The sequence below is a fragment of the Rhodococcus koreensis genome (assembly GCF_900105905.1).
In the GTDB taxonomy this organism is placed as follows: domain Bacteria; phylum Actinomycetota; class Actinomycetes; order Mycobacteriales; family Mycobacteriaceae; genus Rhodococcus_F; species Rhodococcus_F koreensis.
In genome coordinates, this window is the sequence record NZ_FNSV01000002.1 from 249,948 (window position 1) to 268,508 (window position 18,561).

Below are 18,561 nucleotides of genomic sequence, written 5' to 3' on the forward strand. Positions count from 1 at the left end.
GAGGCGAGCATCGCCAGCGTCCACGACCCGGCGATCGACGGCAACGACAACTACACGGGCGATCGGGTGACCGGGCGATCGTCGAGAAATACGGACGGCGGCGCCCGAGATCGGGCAGTTCACCGTCGACCACCGGACGGTCCTGATCCGGACGGTCCTGATCCGGACGGTCCTGATCCGGGCGCTCCTTCTTTGGGACGCGTCCTTTTGGCAGCGTCCCAGGACTCACATCACCACCTCCTCAGGAAAGGAAATTTCGATGATCACCGAGACCACCGCGCGTGCGCATTCCGAGCAGGAGGCACGAGTGCGGGACCTGCTGGACCGCTACGACACCGCCGACGCGTGTGCCGCACTGTTGCTGTGCGACGGGCATCGGGCGGAGGCCGTCGCGTTCACGGTGGTCGAGGCGGACCTGAGTGCCACCGACCTGACCTTCGGTTACCTGCGTGAGCAGTCCACCCGGTTCGCCGCGGCCCTGGCCGACCTCGGCGTCGACCCGGGCGACCACGTCGCCACCCTGATGGGCAAGTCTGCGGACCTGGTCGTCGCGCTGCTCGGCATCTGGCGCCGCGGCGCCGTGCACGTGCCGCTGTTCACCGCGTTCGCGCCCCCGGCGATCTGGTTCCGGCTGCAGGCCAGCGGCGCGAAGGTGGTGGTCTCCGACGCCGACCAGGTCGCCAAGCTCGCGCCCGGCGAGGACATCCCCGCCGACGCACCCTGGCAGATCGTCGTCGCAGGTCACACCGAGGGTGGTGCCGCCGGCCGCGGACTGAGCTTCGCCGACCTGGTGGCCTCGCACGACGCGGACGATCCGCGCGGCGCCGCGGTCGCCGTCGGCGGGCACGGCGGACTCGTGCAGCTGTTCACCTCCGGCACGACCGGCACCCCGAAGGGCGTGCCCGTGCCGGTGCGGGCGCTCGCGTCGTTCCACGCCTACCTGGACTTCGGCCTCGACGTGCGTGAGGACGACGTGTTCTGGAACGCCGCCGATCCCGGCTGGGCCTACGGGCTCTACTACGCCCTGCTCGCACCGCTGGCCGCCGGGGTGCGCAGCGTGCTGCTGCACGCCGGGTTCTCCGCCCCCCTCACCTGGCAGGTGATGGAGAAGTTCGGGGTCACCAACTTCGCGGCCGCGCCCACCGTCTACCGCAGCCTGCGGGCCGACCCGACGCCCGCGGCGGAGTCGATTTCGCTGCGCCGCGCGTCGTCCGCCGGTGAGCCGCTCACGCCCGACATCGTGGCGTGGTCCGAGCAGATCCTCGGCGTAGTGGTGCGCGACCACTACGGGCAGACCGAGCACGGCATGTTCGTCGTCAACGCGTGGGCTGACGGGCTGCGCGAGCAGGTGCGGCCCGGGTCGATGGGCAGGCCGCTGCCCGGCTGGTCCTGCGCCGTGCTCTCCGACGACTCCGGCGAGATCGCCGCCCCCGGCGTGCCCGGGCGTGTGGCGATCGACACCCACACCAGCCCCCTGCTGTGGTTCACCGGGTACGTGGACGCGCCGGAGAAGACCGCGCAGCGGTTCACCGCGGACGGTCGCTGGTACCTCACCGGCGACGCCGGGCAGGTCGACGAGGACGGATTCTTCTACTTCTCGGCCCGCGACGACGACGTGATCATCATGGCGGGCTACCGGATCGGCCCGTTCGACGTCGAGAGCGTGCTGGTGATGCACGAGCACGTCGTCGAGGCGGCCGTCGTCGGGATGCCCGACGAGTTGCGCGGTGAGGTGCTCGAGGCGTTCGTGGTGCTCCGCGACGGTGTCGACGGCACCGACGAGCTCGCGGCGGAACTGCAGCAGCTGGTCAAGCGTAAGTTCGCGGCGCACGCCTACCCGCGGACCGTGCATTTCGTGCCCCGGCTGCCGAAGACACCCAGCGGCAAGATCCAGCGCTACATCCTGCGGCAGGGCTGAGCCGCCTCGGCGGCGGGGCGGTCCGTCGTGGTGCGCCCCGACTCTGACGGAGGGTCTCATCACACGGAAGGTGAGATTCATGGGAGCGTCGAGGAAGTATCCAGAGGAGCTGAAGGAGCGGGCGACGCGGGTTGGCGGTCGAGGCCCGCGACCCGAGCGCATGGGCTGGAGCGATCGCGCGGATCGCGGACCAGCTCGGTGTGCATCGAGAGGTGCTGCGGACCTGGGTTCGGCAGGCCCAGATCGATGACGGCAACCGACGGGCACCATGACCGACGATGCTGACGTGAGCTGTGGGTATGCGAGCGCGAAAACCCCACCGGGGAAATGGGTTCGGGATGTGTCAGGGGTGGGGTGTGAGGTGGTCCCATGCGGTGCGGACGGTGTGGAGGGCGTCGGGTGCGGTGATGGTCAATCGGGTTTGGCCGGCGAGTTGCGATTGCCATTCGTTGTCGCTGGGCGGGCGGGTGAAGACGTAGTTGCCGGGGTTCTTCCCGGTCGGCCCGTGTTTGCGGAACAGTGCCGCGGTGTCGGGGTTGATGGCGCCGATGTTGGTCAGTGCCCAGAGGTCCCAGAGGTCGCGGGCGGCGGCGCGGTCGCACCAGGTGGCGGTTTTGGAGGCGGCGAACGCGGGCAGGGTGGGCACGAGCAGCCGGGCGGGTGGGGCGTCGCTGTAGCGCTGGATGAGGGTGCGGGGTTCGGTGGGCCAGAGGGTGCGGTCGGTGGAGGAGAGGAGTTGGATTTTCACCGAGAGGCCACGGGCGGTGTGGAGGGTGGCAGCGTCGACGCTCGTGCCGGCGCTGAGCGGGGGCGCCCATTCGAGGCGACCGTATGCGCGTTGCACCGCTCTCGGGAGCGCCTTGTCGAGGTCGGCGGCCAGGGTACTGCGTCGTGGGTCGAGGGCGATGAGGTCGATGTCCTCACTCAATCTTCCATTGGGGAGGTGGGTGCGGGCGAGGGCGGTGCCGCCGACGAAGTGGAGCCGGTCGGCGAAATGCTCACTGAGGTAGGCGAGGAGCAGGGAGATGAGGTGGTCCCGTTCGACCTGTTCGGGGGCGACGCCGAACTGGTCGGCGACACTGTCGCGTTCGTCGAGGTTCACGAGGCTGCCTGCACCCACGTTTCGGCGCGGGAGAGGGCGGCGGTCAGTTTCTGCTCGGCGGCGAGGGTGGTGAGGTGTTCGCGGTCGCTGCGCCGGTAGAGCGAGGTGATGGCGGTGGGGATTTCGTTTTCGGCGTCGCCGAGGGCCGGCCAGCGTGCCAGGTCGAGGACGGTCTGTTCCGGGGTGGTCACCAGCGCGGGCCCGAGGGGGGTGTCCAGGCGTTCGGCGTCGAGTTCGGGGGTGTCGCGGCGGAGGAAGCGGATGGTGGCGGTCCGGTCGGTGAGGGTGATGGTCCGGTGCCGGCGGGGGACGGCGACGACCGAGGTGGCCAACGCCCGGGGGATCGCATGGTGGAGGCGGGCGGCGCTGATGCCCATCACGATCGCGTGATCGGGCCCGTAGATCGCGGTGGCGATTCCGGCGGCGGTGGCTTCGAGGTTCGGGATCCAGGGGCGCCCGGCTTGTTCCGGGGGGACCACGATGTAGTAGCCGGGGGCGGCGCGGTGCAGGACGCCGCGTGTGACGAGGCGGGCGAGTTCGGGGCGGGGGTGGGCGTAGACGTCGGTGGCGTCTTGGGGGCGGAAGGTGCGCAGGGGCCGTCGGGCCAGCGCTGTGGGTACGGCGGTGCTGTGTGTCAGAGCCATGTTGATACCACCCTTTCATGCGCGTTTCGTAGGGTTAAAGCCTACGAAACGCGCACGGCGAAAGCAAACGGGTCAGGGTCGGCGGCGGGTGCAGGCCCTTGCGGTAGCCCTCACGCCGGTACTCGCTGACGGGGAGAGTGCACTCCGCCGAGGAATGTTCGCGCCTTGCCGACGAGCCCGTCGGTGATTGATCCGTTGGCCGGCTCGCGAGGGTCGGGTTCGGGTCGGTTGTGACTCGCATCGGTTCAGGAGTGGGGTTCGAGCTTCTCGATTGCGGTACGTACCTGGGCCGAAATGTGTTCGCGCAACATGTCGGTGAGTTGTACCGCTGCCGCGCTATCGACGGTGTCGCTGAGTCGGACCACCACTGCCTGCGCCACTAGCGTGCCGGGATCGTCGAGGACGCGTGTCAGCAACTCGAATGCAGGCTCTGCGGCAATGTCGTCTGTGATCCACCGGGCGAGACTATTGGCCACCATCGCTCTGACCCAGGGTGCGGTGTCTTGGGCCATGGCAGCCAGGGTCATGAGATCGTGTGGGTTGTTTCTGTTCGCGACTACGTGAACTGCTGCGGCACGCTGGTGTTCGTCGCCGTTGAGCAGTTCCCACAGTTCTGGGTCGGTCACTTCGGTGGGCTTGATGGCGGCGAGGGCAGTGGCCGCGTCACCTCGTATATCGGGGGAGCCGAAGAACGGGTGGCGTTTCGGCGGAGAAGTCAGGCGCGCGCGAAGTATGGGAACGAGGTCGTCGGCGATCCGGTCGGGTACGCGCTCACCGAACTGCCGCAATGTGGTCAGCGATGCCCGGAGGTGGTCGGTGAAAGCGGCCGGGGTGGCCAGCAGGGACAGGATGGAAGCCCAATCTGCATGTTCGGGGTGAGCGATGTTGACGATGATCAGTGTGGCCGCGAAGTCGCGCGCCCATACAGTTCCTTGACCGCGCTTGAGTTCCGCGACCTGGTCTGTGATTTTTGCAGCCAGTACATCGACTAGACCCCGGGCGGTGTCGGGGTCGAGATCGTCGATGTCGCCAAACGACTCGAGAGCCGGGAGGTCTCCGGCGGCGATCCTGACCCGCAGTTGCTCCCGGAACGCGGGATCGTTGGCGGCCAGAACGTTGGTGATCTCTTCGGTGAGTTCGAAATTGTCCGCGGCACCTCGGGCCGCGAGAGCACGGAGGTCGTCGGCGGTCCACGCATCGTCTGGGATCTGCCGGAAGACCTGGGCGTAGTCATGTGCGTGAGCCTGGTCCTCCTGAGCCGGTAGTGATACCAGGTACTCGATTACATCTCGAACTGCTGAAGCGGAGATGACTCGTGTGAGCGGGGCGAGTGTCGCGAGCACTGTGGTGGCGAGGTGGAAGTCTGGGGAGAGTCGATCGACGAGGACATCCGGACAACGGAGGACATCGAGTAGCCACTGGGTGTGCCGGTCTGCGTCCTCGCTGGTGATGACGTCGGAGGCATAGCGCAGCATCTCCAGATCAGCACGCAACGACGTTCGAGTAGACAGCTCGAGATCGATCACGTGGGCGGCGTCACGCGCAGCGGGAGCCGATACCACCCGCCGGAGGTGCTGCGCAGCGAGCTTGACCGACGGCGAGTCACCGACTCGACGCAGGACGGTCAACGCTCCGGCCATCGCCTCAGTATCGGTCGTCGTGGTGGTGAGCACTCGTCGAGCCAGGAGGCCAAACGCGTGGCGCCACCCGCTGTGGTCTCCGGCCAACCCGGCGATCAGGGACGCGGCCCGCAGGTGAAGCCACGTCTGATCGCTTGCACCCCACCACGTACTCGAATCCTGGTACCAGTGCTTGAAATTCGACTCGAACTGGTGCTGCAACCCCCAGGAGATCTCCTGCGTTCGCCACCATGCGGCAAGGGTGTCGCGGCCGGTGATCGCTTCGGGGACCTTCTGCGCTTCCCAGCTGCTGGTGGTGAAGATCAGATCGGTGCTGGCACCCATGATCGTCATAGCGGTCGGATCGTGGGGTGCGACGTTGCGGAGCACCTGCACTTCGATCGCCAGGTCCCGCGCTTGCTCGAGGTCACCGAGTTCGGCCAAGCAGCGCGCCCTGTGCAACGACAGCCAGGCGTGATCGACCGGGCAACAGTCGTCGGTGTCCAGAACCGGCGCGGACAGCAAGACCGCGCGCCGGATCGCCATCCTCCACCATCATCGCGCAGGCGAGAGCCGCGGCGGAGGTCTTCTCGAATGCTTCCACCGTGGCATCGCACCTTTCACGCCGTCGCAATGCACTTCAGGCGGCGGTTGTGGGTGCGGCGGACGCCGGCAGTGGTAGATGCGCGCATGCGGGTAGCAGCGGATGGCATCGGGCTCAAAGGTGATCACGTGGGATGTCGTGTTCCCATGATCGTTCGAAGATCTTGGAATTGTCTTCGAATGCCTCAATGGTGGTGGTCAGGTGGAAGTGGGTGGCATCAGCGGTCACGGTTTCGCGGGCAAGCACCTTTGTCGTCCAGTGATCGCGGGTGAATTCGAATCCTTTCGTACTCTCGACTGCGGCGGCGAGTGGGTCATCGTCCTCGATTCGATAGACCGTTGTGCCCGTCGCGTTGAACGTCAGGCCGTTAGCGCGGATTCTCGCGCAGGAAGTTCGACCCCAGTTCAGGTGAACTCGTAGTGCAGGGTTCGTCCGTCCCACCAGGGGACCTCGGTGTCGGGGAGGTTGGCTTGGCGGAGGACGGGTGAGTAGGTGCGCCGGTCGAGTCGGACGGTGATCTCGTTGCCGCGGTTGAGGATCTGTCCGCCGGTGGAGAGGAACCGTCGTTGCAGGGTGTCGGGTGTGGCGGTGGCGTAGCCGGGTAGCCGACGTCGCAGTGCGTTGCAGACGGTGTGGGCGAGCACGGTGAGGACGACGTCGTGGTCGACGTTGAGGGGGACGGCGCCTGCCAGGGCGTCGAGGCCGAAGGAGCGGATGGCTTCGGCGAGGCGTTGTTCGATGTTCATCCGGCGGGCGTAGGCCTCGATGATGTTCTTGATGGGGGTGTCGATGTCGTTGGTGATCAGGATGGTGGGTTCGTCGTGGCCGAGGCCGGCGATGGCAAGTTGACGGACGGTGCCGGGGTAGGCCGAGAGTGTCGCTGCGGGGTTCTCGTGGACCTTGACTTTGCGGGTCTTGCCGCCGGCCCGGGCCACGGTCAGTGCGGTCCATGCGCTGGGCGGCAGTGCGTGCAGGTGTGCGGTGAGTGTGGGGTTGCGGGCGCGCAGGGTGATTGAACCGTCCTGGACGAGGTGGAGACTCCTGATCGAACAAGGAGAATGCTGGTATGCCTGCACCGAGGAAGTACGACGCCGAGACCCAGGATCGCGCCGTCCGGATGTATCGGGACCGGATCGACGAGCACGGAGGCTCGAAGGTCGCAGCCCGTCGCCATGTCGGCGAGCTGCTCGACATCGCGCCGGCGACGCTGAGGAACTGGATCGAGCGGGAGGAAGGCCGCCAGGCCCCCGGAACACCGTCTTCGGTACCTGACGTGTCGGCCGAGGTCGCCAGGCTTCGCCGCGAAGTAGCCGAATTACGCAGAGCCAACGAGATTTTGAAGACTGCGAGCGCGTTTTTCGCGGCGGCGGAGGTCGACCGCCGACTGCGGTGATCGTCGACTACATCGACGCGTACCGTTCTCAATTCGGGGTCGACCCGATCTGTGCCGTGCTCACCGAGCACGGCATCAGCATCGCCCCGTCCACCTACTACAAGGCCAAGCAGCGCGGACCCATCTCGGACACCGACCTGGGCGAGGCGTACGCCGCCAACGCCGTGCACAGGGTGTACGTGGCCAACAAGCGCCTCTACGGTGCCCGCAAGATCTGGTGGGCGATGAAACACGCCGGCCACGACATCGGGCGCGATCAGGTGGCCCGCCTGATGAAGATCTGCGGCATCCGCGGGGTGGTCCGCGGCAAACGCCGCACGACCACCACCGAGCGCGACGAGCGGGCACCACGACACCCGGATCTGATCAACAGGAAATGGGACACCCCGGACCGTCCGGACCAGTGGTGGGTCGCGGACTTTACGTACGTGTGGACACTCACCGGATTCGTGTATACGGCGTTCTGTGTCGACGTGTTCTCCCGCCGGATCCTCGGGTGGCGGGTGATGACATCCAAGACCACCGTGTTGGTCACCGGAGTGCTCGAGCAGGCGTTGTTCACCCGCAGGAGAACCGACATCCGTTTCACCTCAACGGGTTTGGTGCATCACAGCGATGCGGGGAGCCAGTACACGTCGCTGGCCTTCACCGAGGCGTTGATCGCTTCGGGGATCGCCGGGTCGATCGGCAGCGTCGGGGACGCCCTCGACAACGGATTGATGGAATCGACGATCGGACTCTACAAAACCGAGCTGATCGACCGTGACGCGTCGTGGAGCGGTCGGGCCGAGGTGGAGCGGGAAACCGCCGAGTGGGTTCGCTGGTTCAACGCGGACCGATTGCACTCGTCGATCGATTATCTCTCGCCGACCTGGTACGAGGCCCGCTATCGTGAACAACGTCCCCCTGCTGCCTCAACCCCCGAGGTGGCCTGAACCGGAGTCTCCACTCGATCCAGGGCGATTCAGATGAACCCGATGCCGCGGTCGGTGAGCTCGCCGAGTTGGGTTTGGGTGGTGGCCTTGGAGTCGAAGATCAACCGTTTCGGGTCGGTCCCGGTCACCTGCTTCCAGTGGTCGGCGAAGGCGAGGATCTCGGTGTTCTGGGTGGCCTTGGCCAGATCGGCGTTGGCGTAGAGCAGGTTGTGGGTGGCTGCGTCCTCGACGAAGAAGGTCAGCACCGAGCGGGTGCGTTGGGAGCGTCGGGGCACGTAGTGCTTCTCCAGCACCGCGTCGTCACCCCAGTGCATCACCGCGTGGAAGTCCAGGTTCAACGCTTCGCCGTCGGCAAGTCCGGCGGCCAGGGTGGCCTGGTCCAGCGCGGTCAGGAACGCGCGTTGCTTGTCGTGGGAGAGCCGGTAGGAGTAGCTGGTCAGCGCGGTTGCCTTGGGCAGGCTGGTCAGTCCGGCAAACAGCGCGGCGCCCGGGTCGGCGGCGATGTCCTCGACGTGGGAGACCCGGCGGGTCGCGGTGAGCTTGAGCGCGAGCAGCGACAACACCGAGTTCAGGGCCGGGATCACCCGGGTGCCCGGGTAGCCGGCGGCGCCGACCAGGCCGGGCAGGTCCAGGGCGACCAGATCCGGGATCGCCAGCAGCAGCCCGGCCAGCTTCGTCTCCGAGCTTTCGGGCAGGTCGGTGAAGTCGACGACCTTCGTCCGGGTCGGGGGCTCACGTCGTGACAGACCCCGCTCGGCGTGCGGCCGGGGCCACAGTCTGGGGAAGCCCTCCTCCGCGAGCACCTCGGCCACCCCGGTCCGGTTCAGCGGCGTGCCCTCCTCGGCCAGCACCGCTGCAATCTCGTGCGCGGACCGGCCCGCCTGTCGCAGCTCGATGATCCGTCCCCGCGCCGCGTCCTTGGTCGGCGCCGACTTGGGGCCCGGCTTGGTGGCCGCGAAGAAGTCGGTGCGTCCGGCCCGGAAGTCACGGGCCAACGAGGTCAGGGCGGCCGGCGTGTAGCCGAACCGGGCGGCAGCCTGTGCGGCCGAGGCACCTTCGAACAGGTAGGCGCGCAGCGCCTCGTAACGGCGGTGGTTCACCTCGGTCGGGGCAGCGAAGAACTCACCACCGGGCCGAGCGGCCCCAGCTGGGGTCGATTCCGCTGCCTGTTCCACCCTTGTACTAGAACAGTCTGGTCGGGGCGGGTCAAGGCGACCCGCCCAGCGAAGCGGAAACTACTTACAGAGTTGTGATTTGTTCGGATGCACTGCGGCTCTCGCAGCCGTCGGTTGCACAACGTGATACGGATACAGGCTGCGACAGGCAGCGAAACCTACCCCAGCCGGTGCTGGAAGTAAGTACCTCAGAAGCCGAAGCCGCAGAGAGACACAGCCAATCGGGCACTACCCGATCCCAGCCAACGCCAGCCTGATCGCCCATGACGACCATGCGGGAATCCGCGTTAGACACGGCAGCAGTGGTGCTCGGCTCACCAAACGTGAGCCGAGCACCACGCTGAACTGCGCATACTGCACGTATGCGTGGTTGTGGCGCATCGGCATCGGCATCGGCATCGGTGTCGGGTCGGCCCCTCGCAGCAGCCGGCGGCCGACCCACCCGATCGGTCTTGGTATGCGCGTGGTTGCCATCGACGATTCCGGGTACCCGCCCGGCCGGCCACGGACGCCAGAGAGGGAACCCCGAATAATTGCTCGCACCGACCCGAAATATCGGCCGTTCGTGCGCCGAGAATAACGCTACCGGCGTCAAAAAATTATCCCGATACCCTGAATGAAGTTCGTGCACAATTCGCAATTCGCCGATAATCGCCGCCGCGTGCCACATTCGGATCGGGGGCGCTCGCACGGGGTCGGGACGGCTGCATGGCAGGCTCGGCGAACCCCGCGCTGCATCCTCAGCATCGACTCGGCCACATCGATGACGACGTTCAGAAACACGTGGCCGATCAGGTTCGGTCCTCGCCCCTGAATCGGGCGTCGAGCTCCTCTCCACCCATCAGACAATCACGACGACACGGGAAAGGCGGCCAGATGAGCACCGCACAGATGAACCGGATGGTGTCCTTCGAACTGCGCTGGTACAGCCACGGCGGCGGCCCGGAAGAGACCATCCTGGCGGATTTTGGGATGAGCTCTACCGAGTTCTTCCGGGAGCTGCACACCAACCTCGAACTCGACCCGCCGGCGCCGCTGCGACCGAAACTGGTCGAGACGATGAAGGCCGTTGCTCGCCGACGCCTCTGGGCAGGATCCTGACCACGCCCGCACCGATGAGCCCCTTTCCGTGGGCTCCGCTGGGCGGACACGTGCCAGGTGTGCTCCCCCACGCGGTATTCCCGGAGCCCGGCCGGCGCTGGAGACGACACCGTGAGTTGTCGACGGGTGGTCCGGCTCGGCGAGGTCCGAGCTTTGGGGTGGTGTGATCGTCGCTTACCTGGGTGGTGCTCGATGCTGGAGGGAGTCGATCTCGGCGGATACCTCGTCGAGGTGGCGTCTGGCCTTCGCCAGCAGGCCCTCGAGTTCGAGAATGCCGACTTCCACTTCTTCCCGCTCGGCCAGCCGGCGGGCGAGCTCGTTCGGAGGTGATTTCGTCTTCATCCATTCACGGTACGCAGGTCATCACCCCTGAGGAGGTCGACCTGTTCCTCGCGTGAGACGTGTGCGTGGCAGTGGTTCATGAGGTTACGGGGGCCGCACGCGGCCGAGGCGGGGTGGGCGAACACTCGGCCTCGGCGCGTACGACGTAGGGCGCCCCGCGGCCGAAGGGGTTGGCGACCGGAGCCGGGGCTGGCTGCCCCGGCCGGTGTGCGCGGGCCCGGGACAACGTAGTGAGCGGGTACCCGGATCCGGGCCGGCTACGCCGGATTCGGGCAGACCCCGGGAATGCGTTTGGCAGCACCGCGACCTCGGTGTGCTCATGATCCGGGCGCGTGGCCGAGCGAAAGGTCGCGTCCGGCCCAGTGGGCGAGACTCCGCCGCAAGGCGGCACCTCGAATCCTTGACCTCTCCTGGACGACGGGAGGATCCGACCGGATGGACTGTTCCTCGGCCCCGAATTGCGCAGTCCTCTCCCGTCTTTGACCGATTGAACTGGGCCCGTTCGGGGTAGTCCGCTAGCCGACCCCGCGTGCACCCGCCGGGGGCCGCCGGGGGCCGCCGGCGCTGTGGAACCTGCCGGGCGGGCTGCCGGGCGGGCGGAGCTGCGGCGCCGCGTGGTGGGCGGACACAGGCAAGGAGCAAAGGCATGACCACGGCAGGCGGGCCCAGTTCCAGCAGTCTCGCCGATGTCATCGACACCATCTTGGACAAGGGACTGGTCATCGACGCCTACGTGCGGGTCTCGCTGGTCGGCATCGAACTGCTCACCATCGACGCCCGCATCGTCGTCGCCAGCGTCGACACCTATCTCCGGTTCGCCGAGGCGGCGAACCGACTCGCGCTCGGCAGCGAACCGAAGGGCCTGACCGACCTGGTCTCCGACGTCAAGGGCAGCGGCAGCACCAAATCCAAGACCAAAGGTGTCCTCGAGGGCGTGAGCGAGACGCTCGGTGAGCTGCTCGGCGGATCGGGCAGCGAACGCGAGCCCGCACCCCGCCGGAGAAAGACATGACCACCACCGACGACACCGACCACACAGACGACGACACCGACGAGGGTGCTGCGGCGGCCGTGATCTATGTGTACGGCATCGTCCCGGCGGACGTGCACCCCGAAGAGGCCGCCACCGGCATCCACGACGCCCCGATCGAGATCGTCACCCACGGCGAGATCGCGGCACTGGTCAGCGAAATCGACCCCGGCCAACGACTCGGCGCCCCCGCGGACCTGCAGGCCCACGCCCGCATCCTGGACGGCACCTCGCACGTCGCCCCGGTGCTGCCGCTGCGGTTCGGGGCCGTCGTCTCCGACCGCGACGCGGTGATCAACGAGCTCCTCGCCGACCACGAGGACGAGTTCACCTCCGCCCTGCACGAGCTCGAGGGCTGCGCCCAGTATGTGGTGAAGGGTCGCTACGTCGAGGAGACCATCCTCCGCGAGATCGTCGACGAGAGCCCCAGGGCCACCGCACTGCTCGAGGGGATCCGCGACAAACCGGAGGAACTGACCCGCGATGCCCGGATGGCGTTGGGGGAGATCATCGGCCACGCACTCGAGGCCAAACGCGACACTGACACCCGCACCACCGTCGACGCACTGTCCCCGCTGACCGCCACCGTCACCGCCGGTGACCCCACCCACGACGAGGACGCCGTGCAGATCGCGGTCCTGTTCGAGGTGGACCGGCAGGACGAACTCGAACAGGCCGTCGGGGAGCTGTCCGAACGCTGGGACAATCGGGTCACGATGCGCCTCCTCGGGCCGATGGCGCCCTACGACTTCATCGTCGCCCGCACATAGCCTCCCGCCCGCTCCACCAGACGCAGATTCGTCACCCGGATCCCCTGTGCGCGATTGCGACCCCGATGCTCCCCGGTACCACGATCGGCACCGGCACACCGCCGCCGTCGTCGTCCGCGGGAGCCACCGACCGGTCGGACCGTTTGGTGGCCGAACTGCGGTGTTGCGTGGGGCGGCGGATTGAGTGGCCCTGCCTCGGGGTAGTCGGCGGAATGCGCCCCCCACCGCGCAGGATCCGCTCACAGACCGACGCCGGCGCCGAGGTGCACCACAACATCCACTCGATGAAGGGGTTTGGGCGATGACAAGCAAGGGCCAGATGGCGATGGCCGTGGGTGCCGGGTACATGCTGGGCCGCACGCACAAGATGAAGCTGGCGCTGATGCTCGCCGGGTTCGGAGCCAGCAGACGGTTTCCCGGCGGGTCGCTGGGTGTTCTCAACGAGGGCCGCAAACTGCTCGCCGATTCCCCCGAGGTCGCCAAGCTCGGTGCGACGGTCCGCAAGGAGTTGATGAATGCCGCGAAGGCGGCCGCGGTGGCCGCGGCCAGTCAGCGCATCGACTCGCTCAACACCCGGCTGCAGTCGGGTGAGGACCTGCTCGGCGGCCTCGGCAAGGCTGGCGGCGGGCAGAAGAAGTCGAAGCGGGCCCGTGACGAGGAACCCGACGACGAGTACGAGGACGACGAGGAGTCCGCGGACGACGAGGACGAGGGCGCCGACGAGACCGGTGACGACGATTCCGAACAGACGCCCCGCGCCCGCAGGGCGCCGGCCCCGCGCCGCCGCTCGTCGAGTGGCGGAAGTTCCCGACCCACCCGATCCCGGTCACGCTCGTCGACGAAGGATGACGATGACGACGACGAGGGCGACGACCTGGCCCGGGCCCGCAGGACGCGGGCGAGGACGACGACCGATTCCATACCCGTACGACGACGCACCCGGAAGTGATCAGCGATGACCTCGAATCTTGACAGTGCGGCGAAGAAGCTGCGCCAGAACGTCTCCGGTACGTCCGGTGAGGCCGCATCGGTGTCACCGCTGCAGAAGGCGGCGCAGGGCCTGCTCGGCACCGTGACCGACAAGGCGATGTCCACCGTGTCCGACAAGGTGGCGGGCGCGACCGGCCGGCTGACCGACTACGCCGAGGGCGGCGGCGGAAGCCTGCTGTCCGCGGTCACCGGCAAAGAGCAACAGGGCAACGGCAACGGCAACGGTGACGGTGACGAGAAGGGCGACGGGAAGTCACTGTTCTCCGGGCTGACCGACAAGGTGAAGGACACGGCGTCGGGTGTGAAGGACGCGGTCACCGGCGGCGGTGGTGGCGGTAAGGGCAAGAAGCTCAAGTTGACCAACATCGTCGAAACGATCGATGTCGGTGTGCCGGTCCAATTGGCGTACAACCAGTGGACCCAGTTCGCCGACTTTCCGTCGTTCATGAAGAAGGTCGAACGGGTGGAGCAGGAAGCGGACGAGAAACTCGAGTGGAAGGCGCAGATCTTCCTGTCGCATCGAACCTGGGAGGCGTCGATCCTCGAGCAGGTCCCGGATGAGCGGATCGTGTGGCGGTCGAAGGGCGCCAAGGGTTTCATCGACGGTGCGGTGACGTTCCACGAGGTGACTCCCGATCTCACCCGCATCGTTCTGATCCTCGAGTATCACCCGAAGGGGTTGTTCGAGAGGACGGGAAACCTGTGGCGTGCGCAGGGTCGGCGAGCGCGCTTGGAGTTGAAGCACTTCGGACGCCACGTCATGACCCAGTCCGTTCTCCATCCCGACGAGATAGAGGGGTGGCGCGGAGAAATTCGGGACGGCAAGGTCGTCGAACCCGAGGAGTCCGAGGACAACAACGAGGAACCGGCCGACGACGAAGAGCCGCAGGACCAAGACGAGACCGGCGAGTACGACGAGGAGGAGCCGGAGGACGAGACCGGCGAGTACGAGGACGAGGAACCCGAGGAGGAGCCGGAGGACGAGTCCGGCGAGTACGAGGACGAGGAACCCGAGGAGGAACCGGAGGACGAGTCCGCCGAGTACGACGAGGAGGAACCGGAGGACGAGACCGGCGAATACGAGGACGAGGAACCTGAGGAGGACACCGCGGAGGCGGAGGAGGAGCCCGAGCCGCGGCGGCGTCGTCCCCGGACGGCCGCAGCAAAGAAGGCCCCCGCGAAGAAGGCCCCCGTTAGGAAGGCCGCAGCAAAGAAAACCCCCGCGAAGAAGGCCCCAGCGAAGAAGGCCCCCGTGAAAAGGGCCGCAGCAAAGAAGACCCCCGCAAAGAAGACCCCCGCGAAGAAAACTGCCGCGAAGAAGGCAACACCGCGGCGGAGGACGGGAGCACGCGCATGACCACGGCAGGTGGACCCAGCTCGAGTAGTCTCGCCGACGTCATCGACACCATCCTCGACAAGGGCCTCGTGATCGACGCGTACGTGCGGGTCTCGCTGGTCGGCATCGAATTGCTGACCATCGACGCCCGGGTCGTGGTCGCGAGCGTGGACACCTACCTGCGGTTCGCGGAGGCGGTGAACCGGCTCGAGATCGGCAGCGAACCGAAGGGGCTGTCCGAGATCGTCTCGGGCGCCACCGAGGGCGGTGCCAAGTCGAAGACGAAGGGCGCGCTCGAATCGGCCGGGGACAAGCTCGGCGGCCTGTTCGGGGGCGGGGAGGAAGAGGAAGAACCGGAGCGGGAACGAGTGTCGCGCAAATCGACGCGGGGTGACCGGTGATGGCCTCCTCGGAGCAGACGAAGCAGACGACCGGTGTGTATGTCTACGGCATCGTCCCGGCCGGCGTCGAGGTCGCCGAGGATGCGACCGGGGTCGCGGACGGCACCGTGGAGGTGGTCACTCATGGTGACATTGCCGCCCTGGTGAGCGGACTGTCGGTGGACCGGGCGCTCGGCGCACCCGGGGACCTGCGGGCGCATGCGGACCTGCTGGATGGGGTGGCCGGGGTGGCGCCGGTGCTGCCGCTGCGGTTCGGGGCGGTGCTCAGCGACGCCGACGCCGTGCGGGAGGAACTGCTCTCGGCGCACGCGGACGAGTTCGGTACTGCTCTCGGGAAATTGGAGGGCAAGGCCCAGTACATGGTGAAGGGCCGGTACGTGGAGAAGGCGATCCTGCGGGAGATCCTCGACGAGGACGATCAGGCGGCGGCGTTGCGTGAGGAGATTCACGACAAGTCGGAGGACGCGGGTCGGCAGGCGCGGATGGCCTTGGGGGAACTGGTGAGCAACGCGATCGTCGCCAAGCGGGAACGGGACAGCCGCAGGGTCGTTGAGGCGCTCGATGACCTCGCCGCTTCCGTGAACGTGCGCGAACCCACGCATGAGGAGGAGGCCGTGCAGGTGGCGATCCTCGCCGACGTCGAGCGGCAGGACGAGTTCGAACGGGTGCTCAGCGAGCTGGCCCGGGACTGGGACGGGCGGGTGGAGATGCGCCTGCTCGGACCGCAGGCGGCGTATGACTTCGTGGTCGCCCCGAAGCCGGAGGGGCAGGGCTGAAGGGATGGGTCTGTTCTCGTTCATCGTCACCTTGCCGCTGCAACCGGTCAAAGGGGTGATCTCGCTGGCGGAGTTGATCCAGCGGCAGGTCGAGGAGGAGTTGCACGATCCGGCGCGCGCCCGCCGGGCGCTCGAGGAACTCGAGGAGGCCCGGGAACGCGGTGAGATCACCGAGGAGGAGGAAATGCAGGCGCAGCAGGCGATCCTCGACCAGATGACGGGCGGTGGCGGAGCCGTCCCCTGAGCAGGTAGGGCATACACGGCCGAGCCGAAACTCGCTCGGCCGCAACGGCGGAGACGGAGACGGCTGCCAGCTCTTACCAGAGGGTGAGGGGAAGTCCGGCCGCTTTGGCACTCCGGATCCGTTCCTCGATGCTGCTGGTGTCGCCACCGTACGCGAGGCCGGTGCGGATGGCGGCGGCGATGGCGCGGGTGCGTCCGCCGCGCGCGGATGTCGGCGAGGGTGGCGAGGTTCCGCAGGCGCCGGTAGTACTCGGTGGGGTTGACGGCGTTGGTGCCTAACGACGGGTCACGTTCACGCCGTGCACTGCCCCGATCCTCAGGGCCGGTCGTGGAACGAGATGGAAACCGTGTGCGGCCGATCGACGCGAGGCATGGAGCAGCAGGCGCACGTCGACCCGACGCTGTGGCCGTTGCCGAAGTGGTCGCGCAAAGCATGTCTGGTATGAGCGGCCAGAACGTAAGGACACCCTGGGCGTTTGCTGTCCGCGGTATGACAGCCATCGTTGTCTTCTCAATTCTCGACGGGCTGCCTCGAATGCCTCGATGGTCCGCCGCGAATGGGGCGGACCCTTCCGGCCCTAAACCGTGACCAGGCTAGACACCCGAAGCTCGATTGCAGAGCCGCAATCACCTCGGGCCGCAGATCCTCAGGCCGGCCCGGGACCCTCCCCCTACTGCGGTCGGGGGACTCGTTGGTGGGCTGTGAACAGCAGATGGTCGAACCGGGTGCGCAGGCTGGTGTCGGGTTCGAACTCGCCGAATCTGGCGACGATTCGTTCGGCGATGGTGCGGAGCCGGGTATTTGTTTCCTGGGAGCGCCAGGTGAGGATGTCGAACGCGCGGTCGGCGGGGATACCGTAGACCAGCATCAGGGCGCCCTTGGCCTGCTCGATCACCGCCCGTGATTGCTCGAGGGCGGCGACGGTTTCATCGACGGAGTCTTTGACGTCGTTGCGGTGGGAGTCGGTGATGTCGATGTAGAACCCGGTCGTGCCGATCACGGCGCCGGTGTCGTCGTGCATGCGGTCGCCGACGATCACGACCTGGTGGATCTTGCCGGTGGTGTCGATGATGCGGTGTTTGCTGCTGAACGGTTCGGCGTAGTTGATCATCCGGTCCAGGACCAGCGCTACGTGCGGGTGATCCTCGGGGTGTTTGTGCGAGAGCAGCAACTCGGTGGTCGGGGTGACTTCGCCGGGCCGGTAGCCGTGCATCTGGGCGACGGTGTCAGACCATTCCCACCGCTGTCCGTCCAGATAGAAGCGGAAGCTGCCCACCCGCTGCGGCTCACCACCACCGAACACCTGTTCCGAATCCACGTCTATTTTCTAGCGCACCGATAGCGGAAGAGTTGCGAACGCCGTGGCACGTGGTCGTAACCATGCCGACGACGGGAGTGAGCCGAATTCCTTGCTACGCTGTTCCACCACGCCGATTTGTGGAGAAGGTATCGATTCCCGACAAATCGGGGATGGTTCAGGCCGCCGGGTCGTCGCGCATTACTCCCGAGGGGCAGCGTCTGCCTCTCAACCTTCGAATACCAGCAGCGGTTTGCCCCCGTGTGCGGGAGCTTCGGTCAAAAGGACGGCTTCGCTGAACTCTTCGACGGGAATCGGCTGGCCCTCCGGCACGCGCAGTACGCCGCTGTCGACGAGCTGAAAGGGTCCGATCGATCACTGCGGCCATCCGATCCTTCGGGGTCTCGGTGAACCAGCGGAACTACCAGAACCCCGAACGGTTTTGGTTTCGTAGATCAGGGAGCGCGCGAAGACGGGGATGGTGAGTTTTCGGGATCGGTTTTGCGGTGCGTGGACAGCGTACCGTAGACGATCAGCTCACCGTGCGGTGCCAGGGCACGCGAGACGTCCGCACCGACCTGACCGCTGACACAGTCGATCGCCTTGGACACGCCGTCGCGGCCGGCTATGTCGGCAATCCGTTCGCGCAGGTCCTCACGCGACGAGGGTGGGAAGGGCAAACTGGCCCGGCTGGTACGCCGCCTACATGGTCGCCGAACAGGCCGGAGCGGAGCTGCCTGCCTGACTGTCCTCGACATCATCGAGCCGGGACATCCCGACATCCTCGACCAGTTGAAACGGGAGGTGCGCGATGTCGTAGTTCGCGCGCAGGAGAGCCCTCGAGAGGGAGCCGAGTGTCACCGACGGATCGTAGCCCGGCCGAG

The 18,561-nt window shown here is 67.0% G+C and carries 19 protein-coding genes and 1 other annotated feature; of the genes, 10 read left to right on the forward strand and 9 right to left on the reverse strand.

Annotated features, from left to right (window positions below):
• Window positions 1-259: 259 nt before the first annotated feature.
• Window positions 260-1,918: an AMP-binding protein gene (locus BLV94_RS01950; protein WP_072947418.1), complete on the forward strand. Its 1,659-nt coding sequence runs from the start codon at window positions 260-262 to the stop codon at window positions 1,916-1,918.
• A gap of 343 nt (window positions 1,919-2,261) precedes the next feature.
• Here BLV94_RS01950 and BLV94_RS01955 read toward each other — a convergent pair whose 3' ends face one another.
• The 5 genes from BLV94_RS01955 to BLV94_RS01970 all read right to left on the reverse strand — a co-directional run bounded on the left by BLV94_RS01955 (window position 2,262) and on the right by BLV94_RS01970 (window position 6,963).
• A complete protein-coding gene (locus BLV94_RS01955) occupies window positions 2,262-3,020 on the reverse strand; it encodes a nucleotidyl transferase AbiEii/AbiGii toxin family protein (RefSeq protein ID WP_072947454.1) in 759 nt (252 codons plus the stop codon).
• Window positions 3,017-3,664, reverse strand: coding sequence for a type IV toxin-antitoxin system AbiEi family antitoxin domain-containing protein (locus BLV94_RS01960; RefSeq protein WP_072947417.1), 648 nt, complete (start codon window positions 3,662-3,664; stop codon window positions 3,017-3,019). The genes BLV94_RS01955 and BLV94_RS01960 overlap by 4 nt, the downstream gene beginning before the upstream one ends.
• Before the next feature lie 245 nt (window positions 3,665-3,909).
• On the reverse strand, window positions 3,910-5,829 hold the full coding sequence (locus tag BLV94_RS01965; protein WP_072947416.1) for a HEAT repeat domain-containing protein: 1,920 nt from the start codon (window positions 5,827-5,829) through the stop codon (window positions 3,910-3,912).
• 172 nt (window positions 5,830-6,001) lie between these two features.
• Window positions 6,002-6,328, reverse strand: a complete 327-nt coding sequence (locus tag BLV94_RS48315; RefSeq protein WP_143051306.1) for a hypothetical protein — start codon at window positions 6,326-6,328, stop codon at window positions 6,002-6,004.
• Window positions 6,292-6,963 (reverse strand): hypothetical protein, encoded by a 672-nt coding sequence (locus BLV94_RS01970; protein ID WP_143051307.1) that lies wholly within the window; start codon window positions 6,961-6,963, stop codon window positions 6,292-6,294. Before BLV94_RS01970 ends, BLV94_RS48315 begins: the two co-directional genes overlap by 37 nt.
• On the opposite strand from BLV94_RS01970, the gene BLV94_RS01980 reads away from it, so the two are divergent.
• Window positions 6,954-8,215, forward strand: a protein-coding gene (locus BLV94_RS01980) for an IS3 family transposase (protein ID WP_425272483.1) whose coding sequence is annotated in 2 segments (ribosomal slippage) — window positions 6,954-7,248 and window positions 7,248-8,215 — 1,263 coding nt in all. Because the reading frame shifts where the segments join, the coding sequence is not laid out codon by codon here. The two genes, BLV94_RS01970 and BLV94_RS01980, sit on opposite strands and share 10 nt — an antisense overlap.
• Window positions 7,238-7,369: a sequence feature (AL1L pseudoknot), on the forward strand. (Overlaps the previous gene by 132 nt.)
• 29 nt (window positions 8,216-8,244) lie before the next feature.
• Here BLV94_RS01980 and BLV94_RS01985 read toward each other — a convergent pair.
• Window positions 8,245-9,390, reverse strand: coding sequence for a COG3415 family protein (locus BLV94_RS01985; RefSeq protein ID WP_143051309.1), 1,146 nt, complete (start codon window positions 9,388-9,390; stop codon window positions 8,245-8,247).
• Window positions 9,391-10,266: 876 nt separating this feature from the next.
• On the opposite strand from BLV94_RS01985, the gene BLV94_RS01990 reads away from it, so the two are divergent.
• Window positions 10,267-10,491: a DUF3263 domain-containing protein gene (locus tag BLV94_RS01990; protein ID WP_072950987.1), complete on the forward strand. Its 225-nt coding sequence runs from the start codon at window positions 10,267-10,269 to the stop codon at window positions 10,489-10,491.
• A 174-nt stretch (window positions 10,492-10,665) separates the two neighbouring features.
• Here BLV94_RS01990 and BLV94_RS49235 read toward each other — a convergent pair whose 3' ends face one another.
• The gene (locus BLV94_RS49235) at window positions 10,666-10,833 is read right to left on the reverse strand and encodes a hypothetical protein (RefSeq protein WP_167372097.1); all 168 of its coding nucleotides are present in this window, start codon (window positions 10,831-10,833) and stop codon (window positions 10,666-10,668) included.
• 646 nt (window positions 10,834-11,479) lie between these two features.
• Between BLV94_RS49235 and gvpJ (BLV94_RS01995) the strand changes: the two genes are divergently transcribed.
• From gvpJ (BLV94_RS01995) to BLV94_RS02025, 7 genes are all read left to right on the forward strand, one after another.
• Window positions 11,480-11,845 carry a gas vesicle protein GvpJ gene (gvpJ, locus tag BLV94_RS01995; RefSeq protein ID WP_072950985.1) on the forward strand — a complete coding sequence of 122 codons (366 nt, stop codon included), beginning with the start codon at window positions 11,480-11,482 and terminating at the stop codon, window positions 11,843-11,845.
• Window positions 11,842-12,633 (forward strand): GvpL/GvpF family gas vesicle protein, encoded by a 792-nt coding sequence (locus BLV94_RS02000; RefSeq protein ID WP_072950983.1) that lies wholly within the window; start codon window positions 11,842-11,844, stop codon window positions 12,631-12,633. The genes gvpJ (BLV94_RS01995) and BLV94_RS02000 overlap by 4 nt, the downstream gene beginning before the upstream one ends.
• Before the next feature lie 301 nt (window positions 12,634-12,934).
• The gene (locus BLV94_RS02005) at window positions 12,935-13,582 is read left to right on the forward strand and encodes a hypothetical protein (protein ID WP_072950981.1); all 648 of its coding nucleotides are present in this window, start codon (window positions 12,935-12,937) and stop codon (window positions 13,580-13,582) included.
• 6 nt (window positions 13,583-13,588) lie between these two features.
• On the forward strand, window positions 13,589-14,980 hold the full coding sequence (locus tag BLV94_RS02010; protein ID WP_074933512.1) for an SRPBCC family protein: 1,392 nt from the start codon (window positions 13,589-13,591) through the stop codon (window positions 14,978-14,980).
• Complete coding sequence (gene gvpJ, locus BLV94_RS02015; RefSeq protein ID WP_074933515.1) at window positions 14,977-15,360, forward strand: gas vesicle protein GvpJ; 384 nt, start codon at window positions 14,977-14,979, stop codon at window positions 15,358-15,360. Before BLV94_RS02010 ends, gvpJ (BLV94_RS02015) begins: the two co-directional genes overlap by 4 nt.
• Window positions 15,360-16,136: a GvpL/GvpF family gas vesicle protein gene (locus BLV94_RS02020; protein WP_072950977.1), complete on the forward strand. Its 777-nt coding sequence runs from the start codon at window positions 15,360-15,362 to the stop codon at window positions 16,134-16,136. The genes gvpJ (BLV94_RS02015) and BLV94_RS02020 overlap by 1 nt, the downstream gene beginning before the upstream one ends.
• 4 nt (window positions 16,137-16,140) lie before the next feature.
• On the forward strand, window positions 16,141-16,380 hold the full coding sequence (locus tag BLV94_RS02025; protein ID WP_072950974.1) for a gas vesicle protein GvpG: 240 nt from the start codon (window positions 16,141-16,143) through the stop codon (window positions 16,378-16,380).
• Window positions 16,381-17,050: 670 nt separating this feature from the next.
• Here BLV94_RS02025 and BLV94_RS02035 read toward each other — a convergent pair.
• Both BLV94_RS02035 and BLV94_RS49240 read right to left on the reverse strand, forming a co-directional pair.
• A complete protein-coding gene (locus BLV94_RS02035; RefSeq protein WP_072950972.1) occupies window positions 17,051-17,698 on the reverse strand; it encodes a PAS and ANTAR domain-containing protein in 648 nt (215 codons plus the stop codon).
• Between the two features lie 681 nt (window positions 17,699-18,379).
• Window positions 18,380-18,538 carry a hypothetical protein gene (locus BLV94_RS49240; protein WP_167372090.1) on the reverse strand — a complete coding sequence of 53 codons (159 nt, stop codon included), beginning with the start codon at window positions 18,536-18,538 and terminating at the stop codon, window positions 18,380-18,382.
• Between the last annotated feature and the right edge of the window lie 23 nt (window positions 18,539-18,561).